The sequence below is a fragment of the Pseudoalteromonas sp. RB2-MNA-CIBAN-0110 genome, assembly GCF_040309305.1.
Taxonomy (GTDB): domain Bacteria; phylum Pseudomonadota; class Gammaproteobacteria; order Enterobacterales; family Alteromonadaceae; genus Pseudoalteromonas; species Pseudoalteromonas arctica.
This window is the reverse complement of sequence record NZ_JBEOOQ010000037.1, coordinates 20,571-41,618: the sequence shown is the minus strand read 5'-3', so window position 1 is coordinate 41,618 and position 21,048 is coordinate 20,571. Positions and strand designations below refer to the sequence as shown.

General features: G+C 40.7%; 18 protein-coding genes. 7 read left to right on the top strand and 11 right to left on the bottom strand.

The window, feature by feature from the left end:
* The first annotated feature begins 15 nt into the window (after positions 1-15).
* Complete coding sequence (locus tag AAEY68_RS16295) at positions 16-474, top strand: cyclic nucleotide-binding domain-containing protein (RefSeq protein ID WP_010554789.1); 459 nt, start codon at positions 16-18, stop codon at positions 472-474.
* Position 475: 1 nt separating this feature from the next.
* Here AAEY68_RS16295 and AAEY68_RS16290 read toward each other — a convergent pair whose 3' ends face one another.
* Positions 476-1,141 (bottom strand): hypothetical protein, encoded by a 666-nt coding sequence (locus tag AAEY68_RS16290; protein ID WP_024594312.1) that lies wholly within the window; start codon positions 1,139-1,141, stop codon positions 476-478.
* A 56-nt stretch (positions 1,142-1,197) separates the two neighbouring features.
* The gene (locus AAEY68_RS16285; protein ID WP_007582180.1) at positions 1,198-1,485 is read right to left on the bottom strand and encodes a hypothetical protein; all 288 of its coding nucleotides are present in this window, start codon (positions 1,483-1,485) and stop codon (positions 1,198-1,200) included.
* Positions 1,486-1,730: 245 nt separating this feature from the next.
* Between AAEY68_RS16285 and AAEY68_RS16280 the strand changes: the two genes are divergently transcribed.
* The 4 genes from AAEY68_RS16280 (at position 1,731) to AAEY68_RS16265 (ending at position 5,983) form a co-directional block, all read left to right on the top strand.
* Positions 1,731-2,114: an RNA-binding S4 domain-containing protein gene (locus tag AAEY68_RS16280; protein ID WP_024594313.1), complete on the top strand. Its 384-nt coding sequence runs from the start codon at positions 1,731-1,733 to the stop codon at positions 2,112-2,114.
* A gap of 101 nt (positions 2,115-2,215) precedes the next feature.
* Positions 2,216-2,644, top strand: coding sequence for a hypothetical protein (locus AAEY68_RS16275; protein ID WP_024594314.1), 429 nt, complete (start codon positions 2,216-2,218; stop codon positions 2,642-2,644).
* A 202-nt stretch (positions 2,645-2,846) separates the two neighbouring features.
* Entirely contained in the window at positions 2,847-5,591 is a 2,745-nt protein-coding gene (gene acnA, locus AAEY68_RS16270; RefSeq protein ID WP_024594315.1) for an aconitate hydratase AcnA, read from the top strand.
* A gap of 137 nt (positions 5,592-5,728) precedes the next feature.
* On the top strand, positions 5,729-5,983 hold the full coding sequence (locus tag AAEY68_RS16265; protein WP_007582187.1) for a hypothetical protein: 255 nt from the start codon (positions 5,729-5,731) through the stop codon (positions 5,981-5,983).
* On the opposite strand, the gene AAEY68_RS16260 is transcribed toward AAEY68_RS16265, so the two are convergent.
* The 4 genes from AAEY68_RS16260 to AAEY68_RS16245 form a co-directional block, all read right to left on the bottom strand.
* Entirely contained in the window at positions 5,984-6,532 is a 549-nt protein-coding gene (locus AAEY68_RS16260) for a DUF4124 domain-containing protein (protein WP_010554783.1), read from the bottom strand.
* Positions 6,533-6,677: 145 nt separating this feature from the next.
* Positions 6,678-7,418, bottom strand: coding sequence for a phosphoadenylyl-sulfate reductase (locus AAEY68_RS16255; RefSeq protein WP_007582191.1), 741 nt, complete (start codon positions 7,416-7,418; stop codon positions 6,678-6,680).
* A gap of 43 nt (positions 7,419-7,461) precedes the next feature.
* Entirely contained in the window at positions 7,462-9,159 is a 1,698-nt protein-coding gene (gene cysI, locus AAEY68_RS16250; protein WP_007582193.1) for an assimilatory sulfite reductase (NADPH) hemoprotein subunit, read from the bottom strand.
* A gap of 61 nt (positions 9,160-9,220) precedes the next feature.
* On the bottom strand, positions 9,221-11,035 hold the full coding sequence (locus tag AAEY68_RS16245; protein ID WP_350586428.1) for an assimilatory sulfite reductase (NADPH) flavoprotein subunit: 1,815 nt from the start codon (positions 11,033-11,035) through the stop codon (positions 9,221-9,223).
* A gap of 303 nt (positions 11,036-11,338) precedes the next feature.
* On the opposite strand from AAEY68_RS16245, the gene AAEY68_RS16240 reads away from it, so the two are divergent.
* Positions 11,339-12,964, top strand: a complete 1,626-nt coding sequence (locus AAEY68_RS16240) for an endonuclease (protein ID WP_350586426.1) — start codon at positions 11,339-11,341, stop codon at positions 12,962-12,964.
* 86 nt (positions 12,965-13,050) lie between these two features.
* Here the strand turns inward: AAEY68_RS16240 and AAEY68_RS16235 are convergent, their stop codons facing one another.
* Positions 13,051-14,037, bottom strand: a complete 987-nt coding sequence (locus AAEY68_RS16235; protein ID WP_024594318.1) for an SRPBCC family protein — start codon at positions 14,035-14,037, stop codon at positions 13,051-13,053.
* Positions 14,038-14,455: 418 nt separating this feature from the next.
* On the opposite strand from AAEY68_RS16235, the gene AAEY68_RS16230 reads away from it, so the two are divergent.
* Complete coding sequence (locus tag AAEY68_RS16230; RefSeq protein ID WP_350586424.1) at positions 14,456-15,955, top strand: DUF3360 family protein; 1,500 nt, start codon at positions 14,456-14,458, stop codon at positions 15,953-15,955.
* A gap of 93 nt (positions 15,956-16,048) precedes the next feature.
* Here the strand turns inward: AAEY68_RS16230 and leuD are convergent, their stop codons facing one another.
* From leuD to leuA, 4 genes are read right to left on the bottom strand one after another with little or no spacing between them, the layout of a single operon-like run.
* Positions 16,049-16,648, bottom strand: coding sequence for a 3-isopropylmalate dehydratase small subunit (leuD, locus tag AAEY68_RS16225; protein WP_024594319.1), 600 nt, complete (start codon positions 16,646-16,648; stop codon positions 16,049-16,051).
* Positions 16,648-18,048: a 3-isopropylmalate dehydratase large subunit gene (leuC, locus tag AAEY68_RS16220; protein WP_121954607.1), complete on the bottom strand. Its 1,401-nt coding sequence runs from the start codon at positions 18,046-18,048 to the stop codon at positions 16,648-16,650. The genes leuD and leuC overlap by 1 nt, the downstream gene beginning before the upstream one ends.
* Positions 18,049-18,108: 60 nt before the next feature.
* Positions 18,109-19,185: a 3-isopropylmalate dehydrogenase gene (leuB, locus tag AAEY68_RS16215; protein ID WP_007582207.1), complete on the bottom strand. Its 1,077-nt coding sequence runs from the start codon at positions 19,183-19,185 to the stop codon at positions 18,109-18,111.
* Entirely contained in the window at positions 19,182-20,735 is a 1,554-nt protein-coding gene (leuA, locus tag AAEY68_RS16210) for a 2-isopropylmalate synthase (protein WP_024592316.1), read from the bottom strand. The genes leuB and leuA overlap by 4 nt, the downstream gene beginning before the upstream one ends.
* Positions 20,736-21,048 lie beyond the last annotated feature (313 nt).

Sequence of the window (21,048 nt, the reverse complement as noted above, 5' to 3'; positions counted from 1 at the left end):
CACATTTGGTTATTGATGAAGCTAATCGAACATATTCCATTATTCAAACAAATGGAAATTATAAACAGGCTGCACTTTTTTAAAGAATTTACGCTCAGCGAGCGCCAAGTCTTATTAGAGTCGTTCGGCCTGTTGTATTTAGTAAGCCAGCATCAATTTTTATTTAAGCAATACGATAACGACAAACGTTTGTACATTGTACTTAGCGGCGCGTTATTAGTATTTAAACATAATCATTTGCTAGAACTTGGCACTATAGAGCCCGGTGAATTTATAGGTGAAGGTGCCTTTATAAATAACCGAGAGCGTAGTACTAGCGCTCGCGCTAAAACCGACAGTATAGTCCTCGCTATTACCCCTGAAGCACTCACTCGTTTACCTAATGTTATCCGCGAAAAAATTAAAGACCGAATTATAGAAGGTATGAGTCTGCGCATTGCCAAACTAAGCGAGCATATAGAAACTCACGGTTAGTTCAGTCCATATAAACAATTTGCAATGAGCAATCAAGCCAACTGGGGTTACTAACATGGGCTGTAAACGTGTAAGTATCTGATGGTTTATCGCCAAAGGGCGTATTTATAAGTGGTTGCGAGTGGCGATATGTTTGCGAATAGGTTTTATAATAAATGACAACGTAACCGTATAAAAACTCCCAACCTAACCTTACAACAGCGCCACTGGGTAAGCTAAAGTCAGCATATTTATCTGTAAATGTGACGAGTAAATCATTGTACTTGTCTTCGCTGCATTGAGTTGTTCGTAACTTTTTAGGCATAACAAAGGTTGTACCCGCCACTGCATTTTTTAGATAAAAGCCTATATTGCCATCACCATAAAAATGATTTGAACGCGTTGTATAGTTAACTTGTGGCTCGTAACCTAGCCCCTGCATAATAGTAGCTAACTGCTCAGTCTCTTTTGGGTAAATTTTGTCACTTGATAAGAGTAATGTAGCCTCACCAAAATCAGGTGGGATTGCCAGCTCTACATATTCATAAGGGAGCGATTGTGTTTTTAGCGCAGCATCGAGCTGGTTGCGCTGTTCATCTTGCAAGTTTTCACTAAATACATACACGGTAGGTTGTTGGCACGCAGCTAATAGTAATGCCAACACACATATTAAAATTCCATTTTTCATAGTTACCCCTTTTTGATTACAATTGTAGTCTATTAAAGGTAACTATTTATCGCAATTTAATTTGTTTGGCTATCTAACCAAGCATCAACACTTTTGCGAGTATATAAAACTTCTTTAAATAAACGATGACGTTCAAACTCGAGTTTTGTTTTTCTCGTGGCATCACCACTAACTAAACGGCTATGGGTATCATTGAACTTTGAAATTACAGAAAAACCGCGCTCATCTTGATCAGCTTGCTTTTTTACAGAATTAGCAAGGTGCTCTCTAACATCGTCAGCAGTTAACATACCTGAATTGTCTAATCCCATTAGCTCTTTTTTCATTGCCAATCTTACGCCCATTTCCTACTCCATTTAATGAAAACTATTTAATCCGCCAAAGTTTTAGCAATTAGCAGGCCATACGTAAAATTAACTGCTGCAAAGGTTACTCTTCAATTGCTTCAGTTTTTTTAAAGACAGATAAAATACATAAAAAATTTCATAGCTATTTAAGTATTACAATTAGCGAAAGTCACTTGCTTTGGTGCAAAAGTAGCTGCAAGCCTTTATACTACAGCTTGTGCGTTACCCCACCGAGAGCAAATATGAACGAAGAATATATAGAAATAGAATTAGAAGAAGAGCCGATTGAGCTCTGTAAATTATTAAAAGTACTAAACTTAGTTGAAGGTGGCGGCCAAGCTAAAAACCTAATTACCGAAGGCTATGTGGGTGTTAACCATGAAATTTGTACAATAAAGCGGAAAAAATTATACAGTGGCGATGTATTAGAATTTGATGGCGAATTTTTTAAACTTGCGCTAAGTGAAGACGCAAACCCTGCAGAAAAACCTGCGGTACAAACTCAAGCAGAGTCAAAGCAAGCTGCACCACAACCAACAAATCAGCCAGCTAAAAGTAAGCGTAAGCGAACTAAAAAACCAAAAGTAGATGATAAAACAGGTCGTCGTCCTATTTCATTTGGTTAAGCATTTAAAAGCCCTCTTTTTATATAAAAAGGTCAACTTGTATAGTTGGCCTTTTTACTCTTTAATAACCTAGTTAATAATAATAAAAACAAGGTTATAAAATGTCTGTCAAAACACCTGAAAATTGGTTTAAGTCCGTGGTATGGGCGGCACTCGTATGGAACTTACTTGGCGTTATTGCATTTGCTATGCACATGATGATGACACCCGAAATGATAAGTAAACTTCCACTAGATCAACAAGCTGCCTACTCTAACGTTCCTATTTGGTCAACTATTGCATTTGCTATAGCTGTATTTGGAAGCACTTTTGGTTGTCTGTTTTTACTTGCTAAAAACGCGCTGGCAACACCTACTTTTGCGCTATCGCTCGGCGCTATTTTAATTCAGCAATATTATAATTTTGTGGTCATAAACAGTATTGAGCTACTTGGCGCAAGTGCTGTATTTATGCCTATTTTTGTAATCGTTATTGCCATCGCTTTACTTTGTTTGAGTATTAAAGGTAAGCAACACGGTTGGTTACAGTAATTAATAAGGGTCGAAATAACTTTTGACCCTACCTCTTTCAAATCATCTCTTGAAATTAAACTTTTCAGCATCATCTCTACTATAGTAACTGTACAAAATTCATTCTCTAAACACGATTTTTTACACTGGTATGTACTTTGCAACTCGAACACTACAGAGGTCACTCTTCAAAATATTTTTCTAATTCATAAAGGGGCAAATAATGAATAATAGTTTCGATACCCAACATCAACTCACAATAAATGGTGAGCAATATCATATTCATTCTCTAAAAGGACTTGGCGACAAAGCGAAACGACTGCCCTTTTCCTTAAAAGTATTACTTGAAAACCTGCTTCGTAACGAAGATGGCGCAAATATAAAAGAACAAGACATTCAAGCCCTTCTTAATTGGGATCCTCAAGCAAAGCCTGCATCTGAAGTTGCCTTTACTCCCGCCCGTGTTGTTATGCAAGATTTTACCGGTGTACCCGCTATTGTAGATTTAGCCGCGATGCGTGACGCAATGGAAAAACTAGGTGGTGATCCTGCAAAAATAAACCCGTTATCACCTGCTGAACTTGTTATTGACCATTCGGTACAAGTAGATGGCTACGGAAATGATGGTGCATTTGATTTAAATGCAAAACTTGAATACGACCGAAATAAAGAACGTTATGAATTTTTACGTTGGGGACAAACCGCTTTTGATAATTTAAAAGTAGTGCCACCAGCAACCGGTATTGTCCACCAAGTAAACCTAGAATACTTAGCGCGCGTTGTTTTTAATGAAGAGCGCGACGGCAAAAAATTCGCTTACCCAGATACGCTTGTAGGGACTGACTCTCACACCACCATGATTAATGGCTTAGGTGTGCTTGGTTGGGGTGTAGGCGGTATTGAAGCTGAAGCAGCCATGCTTGGTCAGCCAATTAGCTTACTCATTCCACAAGTAGTCGGTATGAAGCTAAGCGGCCGCTTACCTGAAGGTACTACCGCTACAGATTTAGTGTTAACGGTAACCGAAATACTGCGTAACCATGGTGTAGTGGGTAAATTTGTAGAGTTTTATGGTGATGGCCTTGCCGACTTACCACTTGCCGATAGAGCAACCATAGCGAATATGGCACCAGAATACGGCGCTACGTGTGGTATTTTCCCAATTGATGATGAGACCATTAACTATCTTCGCTTAACAAACCGCGATGAAAGTCACCTAAAGGTAATTGAGGATTACGCTAAACATCAAGGCTTATGGCGTAACGATGGTGACGAAGCTAGCTATACCGATACACTCGAGCTTAAACTAGGTGATGTTGTACCAAGCCTTGCAGGCCCTAAACGACCACAAGATAGAATTTCCCTAGACAAGGCTAGTGAAGTGATTAGCCAGCATTTAAAAAACTTTCAAGATGAACGTATGGCTCGTCGTGATAATAGCGACGAAGAACAAGCTCGTATAGAAGGCGAAGGGCCAACAACAAACCCAGACGAACCAGTTAACGAAGCGCAGTTTATGGGCGCCGCTAAAGTTAAATTTAAAGGCCAAGAGTTTGAGCTAAACGATGGCGCTTGTGTTATTGCCGCAATTACTAGCTGTACCAATACTTCTAATCCGAGTGTAATTTTAGCTGCTGGCTTGGTTGCAAAAAAAGCAAAACAGTTAGGCATTAATGTAAAACCTTGGGTTAAAACATCACTTGCACCAGGCTCTAAAGTAGTTACCGACTACCTAGAAAAAGCAGGCCTGATGGATGACCTAGAAAGTTTAGGCTTTAACTTAGTAGGCTATGGCTGTACTACCTGTATTGGCAACTCAGGGCCGCTTGCAACTGAAATATCAGACGCGATTCAAAAGCATAAATTAGTGGTTAGCTCTATTTTATCGGGTAACCGTAACTTTGAAGGGCGTATTCACCAAGATGTTAAAATGAACTTTTTAGCCTCTCCTCCGCTTGTTGTAGCTTATGCCATTGCAGGTAGAACCGATATTGACGTATACAACGAACCCCTTGCTCAAGATGCTAACGGTAACGATATTTACCTTAAAAACATTTGGCCAAGCGTTAAAGAAGTAAGTGACCTAGTTAAAGAAACAGTAACTAAAGAAATGTTCGAAAAAAGCTACGCTAACGTTTACGAAGGCGATAGCCGTTGGCAGCAAATTAAAATACCAGATGGCAAACTTTACGATTGGGATGATGCATCTACCTACATTAAAAAAGCACCCTTTTTTGATGGTATGAAAGTAGAACCACCGGGCATTCCTACTATCGAAGGCGCACGTTGTTTAGCTAAACTTGGGGATTCAGTAACCACTGACCATATTTCTCCAGCAGGTGCTATTAAAGCAGATGCACCAGCAGGTTTATACTTGCAAGAAAATGGCGTAGATAAAGCGCAGTTTAACTCGTACGGTTCACGCCGTGGTAATCACGAAGTAATGATGCGTGGTACGTTTGCTAATGTTCGTCTTAAAAACTTACTAGCACCAGGTACTGAAGGCGGCGTAACACGTACTCAGCCTGGCGATACGCTAGAGAGTATTTATGATGCAGCAATGGAGTATCAAAAAAATAATACGCCACTCATTATTTTAGCGGGTAAGGAATACGGTACGGGTTCATCTCGTGACTGGGCTGCTAAAGGCTCACTTTTATTAGGCGTTAAAGCCGTTGTAGCACAAAGCTATGAACGTATTCATCGCTCTAACTTAATTGGTATGGGTGTATTACCGCTGCAATTTAAAGAAGGTGAAAGCTACGAGTCACATGGGTTAACAGGGCAAGAACAATTTGATATTGATGGCCTGTACGATAAAACCGATGAAGTAACCGTTATTGCTACAAATGCCGAAGGTAAAAAAGTAACCTTGAGTGCTGATGTACGTATTGATACGCCTAAAGAGTGGGATTACTACAAACACGGCGGTATTTTACAATATGTACTGCGTAATATGCTCGACTAACAAAGACAGTAGTTAATACATTTAAAAGCCCAGTTTAGTAATAAACTGGGCTTTTTTATGTGTGCTGTTTGTTGTCTTAAATCAATGCTAAGCATTTAAAGCGTGCCTACACTATAGCGACTATTAGTGGGGTAACTATGTCGCAAACAATGATAATTAGGCTGCTAAAAACATCAATAGTGCTTGGGTTGTGCCTTATCGTGACTGGCCACACTTTAATTGTGTCGAGTTACTTCACTGTTAATCATGGTATTAAAGGAATAATTATAGCCGCGGCATGCATTGCTGTAGGTGTACTGCTGTCGCTTCCCACTAAAATATATTTAACCGTATTATTGATGGAAGCCGAAAAACGTTATTTAAAAAACCATAAAAGCACTCACTCTAAATAATTAGAGTGCACTTAAATTATTAATTTCTTTATTACGTTTTTCTAGTTTGTCTTTTACATTTTCGGCATCATTAAATAACTTTTTAACCGAGTCTGGGTTCAAAATACTGATCCCCTCTGGTGCAGCCGACATTGTATTTGTACTTGGAGAGGTATTTAAAATAGACGTGTCTTCTGCAGCAATAACAGTAATATCTTTAGGATCGAGTTTTACTTCAATACTTTTTGCATGCGGGTTAGGTGTATCAGAAAAGTGCCATTGGCCTGTTTCATCTTGCCACTTAAAAATTTTGCTGCTTGAGGTAGTACTTTCAGGCATTGGTTCATCAGAAATACTGCTCGCAATTTTATCGCCAGCTTGCTTAACGCCCTGCACTGCTTGGTCCAAAGTATTGCTAGATAGCGCAACCATTTTTTCTTTAATTTGCTGAGATTCACTGCTAATTGATGATGCAGAAAGCCATGTTTGACCATCGGGCTTTTTTAAATAAAACAAAGAGATGACTGCAATAGCCATGATTGATATAGCTAAGTAGGTAAAGTATTTCATAGCGTTCCTGCTTTAATTAATCCTTTATTGCCTTGAGTCTAATAAAAAATACTTAATTAGGCAATTTTTTGTACCCTAATAAAAGAAAATAAAAACGCAGCCGAAGCTGCGTTTTTATTTGCAATTTAACTACACCGTAGTCGCGTTAAATACCGTCACCATCCATGTGTAGTCCGCATTCTCGGTTTAAACCAAAAAAGCGAGTTTCTTCCTCTGTCATTCCTGGTTCTAACTTACGTGTTGTATGTACGTCTCCCATAGACACATAACCTTGCTCCCATAATGGGTGGTAAGGTAAATCGTGCTTAGTAAGATACTGATACACGTCGCGGTTAGACCATTCAATAATCGGGTACACTTTAACGGTACCACGGCTAATTTCTACAAACTGTTTATCAGCACGTGTAGATGATTGATCGCGACGCAAACCACTAAACCACGTGCCCGCTTCTATTTCTTTTAACGCACGGGTCATCGGCTCTACTTTATTAAGCTGATTATATTGCTTAATGCCGTCTTCGCCTTTCTCCCATAGTTTGCCAAATTTAGCCTCTTGCCATGCTGGGCTAAGCGGCGCTCTATACACCTTTAAGTTAAGTGATAAACGCTCACTCATTTGCTCAATAAACTGATACGTTTCAGGAAACAAATAGCCTGTATCGGTTAATACAACGGGAATATCTGGACGTTGTGAGGTCATTAAATGCAGCATTACTGCCGCTTGAATACCAAAGCTAGATGATAAAAAAGCCGTATTAGGCAAGTTATCAAGCGCCCATGCAACACGCTGTTCTGCGCTCATATTCGCTAGTAAACCATTAGCATCAGCTAACATAGCCGTTTGGCTTTGTTTATCTAGCTGTAAAATGTTTTTAAATTCACTCATGGTAAATTCCAAACCTCACCAGCGCCAAAGCGCTGGTATTTAATTAAGCGTGAAAATCGGTTACTGATACTTTTACTTCAGCAACAATGCCTTTGCGTATAACAAAGTCACCAAAACACTCACCGTCATTGCGCTCGCTTGCCCATTGGCCAATGAGCTTATCGAATGCTTCTAGGTAAACGTCTTCGCCTACGTTCTCAAGGTACAATTTAGGAATACGTGTGCCTTCTAAATTACCACCTAAGTAAACGTTGTACTTACCTGGGCCTTTACCTACTAAACCTGCTTCTGCAAGCATTGCGCGGCCACAGCCGTTCGGGCAACCTACAACGCGCATAATAATGCTGTCATCGGGTATACCGTGCTTAGCAAGTAATGCTTCAGTTTTTTCTACTAGGCTTGGTAAGTAACGCTCTGCTTCGGCCATTGCAAGTGGGCACGTTGGCAGTGAAACACACGCCATAGAATTTTTACGCTGCTGCGAATCTGTGTCATCAATCAGGCCATGGCTACGAGCAATTTCTTCAATCACGGCTTTTTGATCTGCAGGTACGCCAGCAATAATTAAGTTTTGGTTTGCCGTCATACGCATGTCACCTTGGTGAACTTCTGCAATTTTACGACAACCTGTTTTAAGCGGCTTGCCTGGATAGTCTAAAATACGACCACTTTGAATAAATAGCGTTAAGTGGTGCTTACCATCAATGCCTTCAACCCAACCAATACGATCGCCACGGTGAGTAAACTCAAACGGACGGCTTGGTGCAAACGTAACGCCTGAGCGCTTTTCAACTTCTGCTTTAAATACATCAACACCTACACGGTCTAATGTGTATTTAGTTTTTGCATTTTTACGGTTTGAACGATTACCCCAATCGCGCTGCACAGATACAACATGCTCTGCAATTTTTAAGGTATCTTCTAGCGTAATAAAGCCAAAGTCATCAGCCTTACGCGGATACGTTGCTGTATCGCCGTGCGTCATCGCAAGGCCACCGCCCACTAATACGTTAAAACCAACAAGTTTGCCGTTATCAGCAATTGCCACAAAGTTTAAATCGTTAGCGTGTACATCAACTTCGTTGTTAGGTGGAATAGTCACCGTGGTTTTAAACTTACGCGGTAAGTAATTAGATCCTAAAATTGGCTCTTCTGTGGTTTCTGCTTTTTCGCCATTTAACCAAATTTCGGCATACGCTTTCGTTTTTGGTAATAAATGTTCAGAAATTTTTGCAGCCCAGTCGTAAGCTTCTTGGTGTAACTCAGACTCAACTGGGTTAGTAGTACAAAGCACGTTACGGTTAACGTCACCCGCTGTAGCAATAGAATCTATACCTACGCTATCAAGCATTTGGTGCATGCCTTTAATATTAGGCTTTAACACTCCATGAAACTGAAACGTTTGACGCGTTGTTAAACGAATACTGCCGTAGCTTGTTTTGTCATCTGCAAACTTGTCGATTGCTAACCACTGCTCTGGCTTAATAATACCGCCAGGCATACGTGCACGTAACATTACATTATGTAGCGGCTCTAGCTTTTGCTTAGCGCGCTCACCACGTATATCGCGGTCATCTTGTTGGTACATACCGTGAAAACGTATTAACTGAAAGTTATCGGCTGTAAAGCCACCAGTAATTTCGTCTGTTAAATCTTTTTCTATGGTGCCACGTAAAAAGTTACTTTCTCTTTTCAAACGTTCGTTATCAGAAAGTTTTACGTTTTTATCTTGTTCGCTCATTTTAAATCCTAAATTTGTTACAGTGACGGCTGCTAGCTGTTAAATAAAATAAGAAACGTGATTAATACACGTCTTTCTGATAGCGGTTTGCGCTACGCAAATCTTTTAAATATTGCTCTGCGTCTTCATTGCTCTTGCCTGTGTTTTCTTTAACAATATCAAGCAAGGCGTTGTGTACATCTTTTGCCATGCGATTTGCATCGCCACAAATATAAAAGTGAGCACCGGCTTCTAACCATTCAAACACGTCTTTACTGTTACTGCGTAACTTATCTTGCACATATACTTTTTCTGCTTGGTCACGGCTAAATGCAACATCTACTTTGTTAAGTAAACCCGATTTTAAATAACCCTGTATTTCTACTTGGTATAAAAAGTCTTGAGTGAAATGTGGGTTACCAAAAAACAACCAGTTTTTGCCTTGCGCTTCACGCGAATCACGTTCTTGTAAAAATGCACGGAACGGCGCAATACCAGTACCAGGGCCAACCATAATCACAGGTGTATCATCGTTAGTGGGTAGGCGGAAATTGTCGTTGTGTTCGCTAAATACTTTAACTTTACAACCTTCTTCTGCACGACGAGTTAAGTAACCTGTACAGCCACCTAAATGCTCGCTATCAAATGCATCAAACTGCACTAGACCTAGTGTTAAATGCACTTCGTCTTCAACCTCAGCTTGGCTAGATGCAATTGAGTACAAACGAGCTTGTAGTTTACGTAGGCAGTCTACTAATGTTTGTGCATCAATTTTTGCAGGGTTTTGGCGAATTACATCAAATATTTGGCGAGGTTCAATATACGCACGCATTGCGGCTTTATCTTCTACAAGCTTTAATAATTCAGGCGTACCAGTTGCTATTGCGTATTTTTCTACAAAACCAGGGTATGACTGAGTCAGCTCTAGTTTTTCAATAAGTGCGCCGCGTACGCTTAGCTCTTCATCACCTACTTTTACAATGCTTGTTGCATCTATTTGAGTAAGTGTAAGTACTTCATCAACTAATACATCATCATTTAAAAAGTACACACCTAATGAATCGCCTGGTGTGTAAGTAATGTCTGAACCTTCAAGCGAAATTTCAACGTGGCGTACATCTTTAGTCGAGTCGCGACCGGTAATTTTTTGAACAGTTAATAGCTCTGCTTCAAATGGATTTTGTTTTGTATATTGGCTTGCTGCAGAGGTTGGAGCGCCAAATGGCATTGATACAACTTGACCACCAGCGGCTTCTTGCTGCGCTTTTAAATCAGGTTCGAATGCATCAACTGCCCCGGCAATCCATGTTGCAGCTTCATCTTCGTAATCTACATCTAAATCAGCACGTTGATATATGGTTTGCGCACCGAGTTTATTTAAACGCTCTTCAAAATCTTTTGCTGTTTGGCAGAAAAACTCATAGCTAGAATCACCTAAGCCAATAACCGCTATTTTTACATCGTCTAGTTTTGGCGCTTTTTTAGTGGCTAAAAATTCGTGGAGTGTTTCTGCGTCTTCTGGTGGCTCACCTTCGCCGTAAGTAGATACAACGATTGTTAAAAACTTTTCTTTTTTCAGGGCTGTTGGTTTGTAATCTGACATGCTAACAAGCTTAACTGCTAAGCCTCGCGACTCAGCCTGCTCTTTCATTTTGGTAGCTACACCTTTTGCGTTACCTGTTTGCGAACCATATAAAATAGTTAGCGCTGCTGCATCACCCGCAGCCGGTACGCCTACCGTAGGAGCACCTAACGCAGCCGAATTAGCATTTGCAGCTAAGTAACCACTTACCCACGCTTGTTGAATTGGATTAAGTTCAGCCACTAAACCTTGCAGCTTTTGTACTTGATCTTGCGATAGCGGGCTTGCCGCAGCATTTAGTTGACCTAACAACATGAATCGATTCCCCATAACCCTGAAAATTAAACACAACACACTTTGTGTATTGTTAAAAATGAGTTTTACCTCATCCAGAGCGTATCTGTTGAGGTTTTCTAAGTATGTAGGATAACGGGCTCTGCATAGATAAAAAAAGAATAGAATCTGCTTTGATATTCCATTTAGTTATTAATTTATAAAAACACCTTCAAAAACAGATTAAAGGACGATTATTGCCTTTTACAGCACTTTAAATTAACAATTTTGTAACCTAACTAATGTAGGGTATATTCCTCATTCAAAATAAAAATAGGAACAACTATGTTACACGGGAAATATAAAAATAAACTACTTAGTACCGCATTGTTACTTGGCTCATTACCTGTAATGGCCAATGTAGCTAATGGCGACTTTGAACAATGGACTGGCAATACACCTAGTTCTTGGAGCACTATTGATAGCGGAATCAGCTTAACGCGCTCAACCAGTACAGTTAAAAGCGGTAATAGCTCTGCTGCTGTAAATGTAACTACAGGATCGCAAAGTAACACTGATTTACTACAACAGGTTGCTGTAGAAGCAGGTAAAACCTATAACTTTTCGGCTGATGTTTACCACACCGAAGGTAAAATTAAAGCTCGCTTGTATGTAGATGGTTATCAAGGCTATTCAAATCAAGCACAAACTAACCAATGGCAAACAGTTAGCCATAGCTATACAGCAAGCAGTAATAAAACAATTAGTGTTGGCCTAAGGTTTTACGATGTAAGTGGATTTGATGGCAGCGAAACCGTATACGTAGATAACTTTTTACCAAACGCTGATGGCAGCGCATCAACAAGCTGTACCGACAATAGCCTTACCTTAACGCTTAATACCGATAATTACGGTAGCGAAACTAGCTGGGCCGTTAATAACAATCAAGGTAGTGCTGTTGCTAACGGCAGTGGTTACGCATCAAACACACAATATGATGAGCAAATATGCCTAACTGATGGTACATACACTCTTGTTATTAGCGACAGCTACGGCGATGGCATGTGTTGTTCAACAGGTAATGGCAGTTATGCGCTTAAGCAAGGCTCTACCACACTTGCTAGCGGTGCAAGTTTTAATAATACAGACAGCACGGCATTTACTTTAGGCAGTGGCTCTGGTGATGGCGGCGGGACCAACCCAACACCCACTGGCTACTATGTTACAGCTCAAGGGCTATCGGGCTATTCACTAAAAACTGAGCTTTATAATATTATTAAAGATCATAATGCACAGGGTTACTCGGCTATTTGGAATTTTTACGACTCATCAGCACGTGATACATACTTTGAAAACGATAACAGCATTTTAGATATGTATAGCGAAAAACCAAACGGCTCTGACAGCTACAATTATGCTGCGGTGAGCGATCAATGTGGTAACTATAGTGGAGAAGGCGGCTGTTACAACCGAGAGCATTCATTCCCTAAAAGTTGGTTTGGCGGCACTATTGAACCAATGAACTCAGATGTGCATCATATTTACGCAACCGACGGTTATGTAAACTCAAAACGTAGTAACTTCCCATTTGGTGAAGTAGCAAGCGCTTCATTTACATCAACTAACGGAAGTAAATTAGGTTCTGCCGCAAGTTCATTAAATTACTCAGGTACTGTATTTGAGCCAATTGACGAATTTAAAGGTGACTTTGCACGTGCTTATTTTTACATGGCAACGCGCTACGAAAATGTAATAGGCACTTGGCAAACCAAAACGACCTCAAGTAATGCTGTGCTTAATGGTTCAAGCAACCAAGTGTTTGAAAGCTGGGTTGTAGCCATGCTACTTAATTGGCATAACAGCGATCCTGTAAGCCAAATGGAACTTGACCGTAACCAAGCAGCGTTTGAATTTCAAGGTAATCGTAACCCATATATCGACCACCCTGAATTTGTAGAAATGATTTGGTAAAAGTTAGCAGTTAAAAAAAAGCCTTTGCAAATGCAAAGGCTTTACCTTTTAGTGTGTAATATTTTTTAGAAATATGATGGCTTAAGCTAATTATAAGAAACAGTTACGATAAGTGATTTTTCAGCTCTGTTTTTCATCAACGTTAAAAGTGTGTAATGAAAATCTTGAAATATCACCTCACCCCATATTCGCGAATAAATACCAAAATTTGTATTATCTTGCACGGTCGTTTTTAACGTTAAAATCGTATTGCCGCTTTTATCTTCACTTAACTCATATCCACCGTAAAGAGGTGAAAAGTATTCACCGCCTAGTTTTACGTGTTTATCGAGTGCGTCATCGGGGATAGCATCTGGGTCTATATCAAATCTATAATGCATCAGTTTATTTGGTTGCCAGTCGGTTATTACTTCTTTAAACACAACGCCTTTTTGCCAAGTACTTGTGCGAACAGCGCCTATACCGCTAGCATTCATACTTGCCTTTAATGGCTTTGGTACACCAATTAATTGAGTGAGTGAAAAAGGCACTTCCTGTGGCTTTATGTCACTCACATTAGCTAACTGCTGCCACACAACATTGATGGGCGCGTTAATAGCTATTGAATTTGTTACTTCGTATGTTTTTGATAAATGTAAAAAGTTAACTTCAATAGGTGAGAGCAATATAGGTAACAACGCGATTGATAATAAAGAACTATTCGCTTTTTTTATTTTACGTTTTCTAACAAAGCCCGCAAGTAACCCACCAATGCTGGCAAAAAACATAAAAGCAGGCAAAGCCATTGCCACACAAATGCTCCCTTCAAGCAAAGTAATTACACTTACAAATAAAAAAACAAAAATAGGCTGCCAAGCAATCGTGATCATTTGCCTTTTAGTTAATGTTTTTGATTCGTTGTACTCAAAGTGAATACGAATATAGCCAATAGCAACAGGCACTAAAAACATAAATGATATAGAGACTAAGCTACCTAAATTATAAACATTGACTAGCTCTACAAACAGCCGCATAAATATGCCGTAAAGCGTACCAAGTAAAATACCAATTGATTTAGGGGAGTTGAGTTGCATCTCTATTCTTTATTGTTGTTATTAACAATCCGAAAGTAACAGAAGTATTATTTCACCACAAATAAAACGAAATTAACGGCTGCTACCAATAAGCTTTTCAAACAAAGCGGCTTTTACAGTCACTAAGACTAAAGGATAATAACCTGCCATTAACACTATTCCCCGTTATAAACAGTAATCAAACTCTTTAAAATAAAAAACAAGCCATTGATTTATAGTAATTTTAAATAATTTTGTGTGGTTTTATAATTTTTAACGTAAAGCTGATTGTCAGATTAACTGTATTAAAAACAACCATGCACGACCTTTTGCCTATACATCCCAGCCTAAGAGCTGATCTACCCTGCATGTTCAATATTCATTTGCTTTAACAAAAGCCGTATTTATTTGATTAAGCAACAATGTTGCAGGAGAACGCATGCAAACTACACCACCCGGTGATGCACCATCAAACACGCACAAGGATGCTCAAAGCTACGAGCAACTTCACAAGCCGAGTTCAGAGTTTAATACTCGCGACGAGTATCTCGAACATGAATTACAAATTATGCAGCCTAAGCGCTGGCGTCCTAATTTACCGTTTAGAGATTACAGATTTGAATTTGAAGACACCATTCCAGCAATGGCAGGCACAATTGGCAAAGTCGTTATGGTGGGTGCTATTGCAGCAACATTTGCAGCGCCTCTTGGTTTAAGCGATGCATTTGTTTTAGAAAACGTACGTTACGAATTACTCATTGTTTCTATTTTTATCATCTTGTTTTCGGGCTTTATTTTACCAACAGCCAACTTAGCCGGTACTCACGGCCCGCTTATTCCGTTAATTCCTATTGTTGTTGCTGCTGGCGGTCACCCTATGGCGTTTGGCTTACTCATTGGTGCCTTTGGTTTTATTTTAGCCATAACCAAGGGAGGAAGTATGCTCGCGCGCCTAACCAGTAAAGGTGTATGTGGCGGGCTACTTATTTATTTAGGCTTTATTGGTACTATTTCGCAAGTTAAAAAGCTGTTTGCTTGGGCTGAAGCCATTGATATGGCACACATTGCGTTTATTGTTATTTTAGCCACCATTTTACTATATGCACTGTTAGAGCACTTTAAAAAACGTTGGTTAGCCGTGCCGTTAAGCTGCCTTATTGGTGGCGTGGTTGCCTTTGCCTTAGGTGCACCGTTTGAGTTTCATACTGCACCGGGTTTACCAAATATGAACCCTGCATACTGGTGGGGCGAAAACACGGGTTGGATGCTAGGTTTACCAACACTTGAAAGCTTTGTTGTTGTACTCCCATTTGCAGTGCTCGCCGTTGCTATGTGGTCTCCTGATTTTTTAGGCCATCAAGTATTTCAAAAAATAAGCTATCCGCAACGCACCGAAAAAGTACAAATGAATATCGACGACACCATGCTAAGTGCATCGGTTAGACAAATATTTGGCTCACTTGCCGGTGGTGCTAACTTTGCCTCCTCTTGGGGTACTTATATTGTGCCTGCCGCTATTGCTAAACGCCCTATCCCTGCTGGCGCTATTTTAACGGCATTATTTTGTATTATTGCTGGTTTATGGGGTTACCCTATGGATTTAGCAATTTGGCAGCCTGTATTGTGTGTAGCGCTTATTGTTGGGGTATTTATCCCGCTACTTGAAGCTGGCATGGAAATGACGCGCGAAGGTAAAACGACGCAATCAGCCGCTATTGTGGTGTTTGCTTCGACCTTGGTTAATCCTGCTTTTGGTTGGTCGCTTACTATGTTACTTGATAACTTAGGGCTGATTGGCTGTAAAGAGCGCAGCGCTGAGTTAACTAAAATGAGCCGCTGGGTGATTCCACTTATTATGTTTGTGTTACTTACCACTGTAATGGCAATTGTAGGTATGTTACCTGGTATACCGGCGTTAATGGCTGACTTTAGGCATTAACCTTTAGCTACCACATCTCATATTTACCCACAAAAAAGCACGGCAATTGCCGTGCTTTTTAATACGTGATTTTTAATACACACGGTTAAGCAATTACTGCCAAGAACGCTCAGTCGCTAGTTGTTTTTCAAACGCATCAATTTGTGGGTTTAGCGTTTCGGTTACACCAATAAAATCTAAGCCACTTAATAAGCGCTCTTTTACCTCTTTACTAATATCAAAACTAATTGGTGCAAACTTACTGCTTGTTAGTGTTTGATTTTCAAGATCGATTTCAATGTTAATATCGTCGTGCTGCTCGCTAAGTACAAACAATTGCTCAAGCGTATCGGCAGGTAACGCTATGGCTAACATTTGGTTGTTACCACAGTTATTAAAGAAAATATCTGCAAAGCTTTCAGCCAAAATAACTTCAAAACCATATTGCTTCAGCGCCCAAGGAGCATGCTCACGAGATGAGCCACAACCAAAGTTGTCGCGCGTTAATAATATTTGCGCGCCTTGGTAGCATGGGCGGTTTAAAATAAAGTCAGGGTTTGGCTCGTCGTTATCTCGGTAACGCCAATCATAAAACAATGCCGCATCAAAGCCTTCGCGGCTAGTTGATGTTAAAAACTGCTTAGGGATAATTTGGTCAGTATCTACATTGTTTTTATCAAGTGGGGCCATTAAGCCACTAAAAAATACGCTCATTAGGCTTCTCCTCTAATATCAACAAAGTGACCATGTATTGCAGCGGCTGCCGCCATTGCAGGGCTAACTAAATGGGTACGCCCGCCACGACCTTGGCGGCCCTCAAAGTTACGGTTAGAAGTAGATGCACAACGCTTGCCTGCTCCTAGGCGGTCATCGTTCATCGCTAAACACATAGAACAACCCGGTTCGCGCCATTCAAAGCCAGCGGCTTTAAAAATATCAGCTAAGCCTTCGTCTTCGGCTTGTTTTTTAACTAAGCCAGAGCCCGGTACAATTAACGCTTCAATGCCGGCTACCACATGTTTGCCTTCAACAATTTTTGCAGCTGCGCGTAAATCTTCAATGCGGCTATTTGTACATGAGCCAATAAATACCGTGTCTACTTTCGCGCTTGATAATTTATCACCCGCTTTTAAATCCATGTACTTAAGCGCGCTGCGAATAGCATCGGCTTTAATTAAATCTGGTTCTTGGTCTGGATCGGGTATGCACTCATCAACACCAATTACTTGCTCTGGGCTTGTGCCCCAGGTAATTTGCGGCTGAATGTCGTCGGCATTTAGCTCAACAACTAAATCAAAGTGTGCGCCTTCATCCGTTTTTAATGTTTCCCAATATTCAACGGCTGCATCAAAATCTGCGCCTTTTGGTGCAAACGGACGACCTTTTAAGTAATCATAAGTAATTTGGTCAGATGCAATTAAACCCGCTTTTGCACCCATTTCTATGCTCATATTACATAGCGTCATACGGGCTTCCATTGAAAGCGCTTCAATGCCTTCACCACAAAACTCTGCTACATAACCTGTGCCACCAGCGGTACCTAACTTGCCAATTACCGCCATAATTAAATCTTTAGCCGTAACCGTTGGACGCAATACACCGTTAATTTGAATTTTTAACGATTTCGCCTTTTTTTGCTGTAGCGTTTGCGTTGCTAATACGTGCTCAACCTCAGACGTACCAATACCATGCGCTAATGCGCCAAACGCACCATGCGTAGAGGTATGGCTATCGCCACATACAATGGTTGTGCCAGGCAAAGTAATACCTTGCTCTGGGCCCATTACGTGCACAATACCTTGATTAATTGAGTTTAAATCGTAAAGCACAATACCAAACTCTTTACAGTTTTTATCAAGCGCCATTAATTGGTTTTTAGATACTTCGCTTGCCGCATCAAGTGATCGGCTCTTAGTCGATACGTTGTGATCCATCGTTGCAAAGGTTTTTTCTGGGCAACGTACAGTACGGTTTTTTTCACGTAGACCAGCAAAAGCCTGCGGAGAAGTAACTTCATGCACTAAATGGCGGTCAATATAAAGTAAGTCGGTTTGCTCGTTTATGCTGGCAACGGTATGTGATTGCCAAATTTTTTCGTATAACGTTTGGGCCACTTGCTAATTCCCTAATCTGTTTGAGTTGCAGCATAACGGTGCTGCAACTTTAATATGTTATTAAATGCGTGAAACGATGGCTGCTGCCACATCGCTTGTGCTGTAACCTGCATTTGGATATATATCTGGTGTGCCAACGCCTGCTTCTACGGCTTCTGCTACTGCTTTTTCAATGGTGCGTGCAGCTTCGTCTTGCCCTAGCGAGTAACGTAGCATTAATGCGGCACTTAAAATTTGTGCTATTGGGTTTGCAACGCCTTTACCTGCAATATCTGGTGCTGAACCGCCTGCTGGCTCGTACAATCCAAAACCCGATTGATTCAAGCTTGCCGATGGTAATAAGCCCATTGAGCCTGTGATCATGGCGCACTCATCTGACAAAATATCGCCAAATAAGTTATCGCAAAGTAATACATCAAATTGGCTAGGCTGCTTAACTAACTGCATAGCGGCGTTATCTACGTAAATGTAATCTAAGCTTACTTCTGGGTAGTCTTTGCTTACTTCGGTTACTACTTCGCGCCATAATACGCTTGATGCTAATACATTGGCTTTATCAACAGAGGTAACATGGTTACTACGTAGTTTTGCAGCTTCAAAAGCAAAGCGTGCAATACGTTCAATTTCTTTTCGTGAGTATGTTTGCGTATCAAATGCAAACTCTTCTGCGCCTTCACCACTGCGGCCTTTTTCACCAAAGTAAATGCCGCCAGTTAGTTCGCGCACACATAAAATATCAAACCCTTTTTCGCTGATATCAGCGCGAAGTGGCGACGCTGCACTTAATGCAGGTAATAACTGTGCAGGGCGTAAATTACAAAACAAACCAAAGTGCTTACGAAGCGGCAATAACGATGCGCGCTCAGGCTGCTCGTTTGGTGGTAAGTTTTCCCATTTAGGACCGCCTACCGAACCAAATAAAATAGCGTCTGAGTTTTCACACGCAGTAAGCGTGCTCTCTGGTAATGCTTTACCAAATTCGTCAATGGCTGCGCCGCCAATTGCATAATGCTCGCGGTTTAGGGTAAAACCAAACTTATTGCTCACAGCATCAAGTACTTGCTCTGCTGCTGCCATTACTTCTGGACCAATACCGTCGCCAGCTAATACCGCAACGCTGTAGTTTGTTTTACTCATCCTGCTTTCCTTTGTTGTTTTAAATCAGACACTTTTTGTGCACGATAAATTAAGTTATAAACACGGATCATGGCGCGTACCGACGCTTCAACCACATCCGCTGCAATGCCCGCACCGTGGTAAGGTCGGCCATCGTATTTAGCTATAATATTTACTTGGCCTAATGAGCTTGCACCTTGGCCTGTCGCTTCTAAGTTATATTCAATCATTTCAACGCTCATACCGGTTAAGCGCTCAATAGCTGCAAACGAAGCTTCAACTGGGCCATTACCTGTCGCGGCTTCTTGTTTAGCTTCGCCATCAATGCGCATTCCAATAGTAGAGCTTGCTACCGATTGCGAGTTAGAGGCTGAGTTAACAAATTCTAATTGGTATTTTTCGTCTTTGTCGTTAATTTGATTAAAGTAAATCATCGCCTCAAGGTCGTAATCGTATACGGTGCCTTTTTGGTCAGCCAACTCGATAAAGCTTTTATATAAGCCATCCATATCGTAATCAGATTTTTGATAGCCTAATTCTTCTAGGCGATGCTCAATAACATGGCGACCCGAACGCGAAGTCATATTTAATTGGTTACTTGGCACACCAACGCTTTCTGGCGACATAATCTCATAAGTATTTTGCGCTTTTAATACACCGTCTTGGTGAATGCCTGAGCTGTGTGCAAAGGCGTTTTCGCCAACAATCGCTTTATTTGGTTGTACTGGCATATTACAAATTTTAGCCACTTGACGAGAGGCGCGATAAATTTCTTCACTTTTAATATCGGTATATACTTTTAAGTGGTCGTAGCGCATTTTCATGATCATCGCCACTTCTTCAAGCGAGCAGTTACCAGCACGCTCACCAATGCCATTAATAGTACACTCAATTTGACGTGCTCCGGCTTGCACTGCAGCCACCGAGTTTGCTACGGCTAAACCTAAATCGTTGTGGCAATGCACACTTAAACGCGCTTTATCAATATTTGGCACGTTATTCATTAAATGGCGGATCATCGCGGCGTATTCGTCTGGCGTTACAAAACCAACGGTATCTGGCAAGTTAATAGTTGAAGCTCCGGCATTAATTGCCTGCTCAACAATTTTACATAAATCCCAATGCGGCGTACGACCGGCATCTTCACACGAAAACTCAACATCATCAGTATAGTTACGTGCCAATTTAATTGATTTAACAGCCATTGCTGTTGCATCGTCTAAGCTCATACGCAATTTATGTTCAAGGTGCAAAGGGCTTGTAGCAATAAAAGTATGAATACGGCTTTGTTGTGCTGTGCGAAGTGCTTCGCCACAGGCTTCAATGTCTTTAGCAACTGAGCGTGCTAAACCACAAATAATCGGGCCTTTTACTTCGGTTGCAATACGTTGCACCGAGCGAAAATCAGCAGGGCTCGAAACCGGAAAACCCACTTCCATCACATCCACATTCAAGCGGCTAATTGTATGCGCTAATTGAATTTTATCATCTTCAGTAAGGCTTGCTTTAAGCGCCTGTTCGCCATCACGTAAGGTGGTATCAAAAATCCATACTTTATCTTGCTCTTGCATAACTGCCCCTCATTCCTATGTTACCCAAATTTCAATTAATCCCAGCCGCGAGATAAAAAAAACCCCGCAATTGCGGGGTTTTTAGTGTTCAACTCGATGCAAACACACTAATCCCCGCTTACTTGCCATAGCAGTAAGAGGTTAAGTTTTAGTGTAATTAAACGAATAATATGCATCTTGTTTTCTTGTGTGTGTGTTCAGTGAAGCCTATTTTTAACATTACAAAGCGACGGAAGCAAGCATAAAAATTCCACAAAACACCTTTGAAACACAACCATAAAGAAAATAAAAACCAATAAACATCAAATAACAA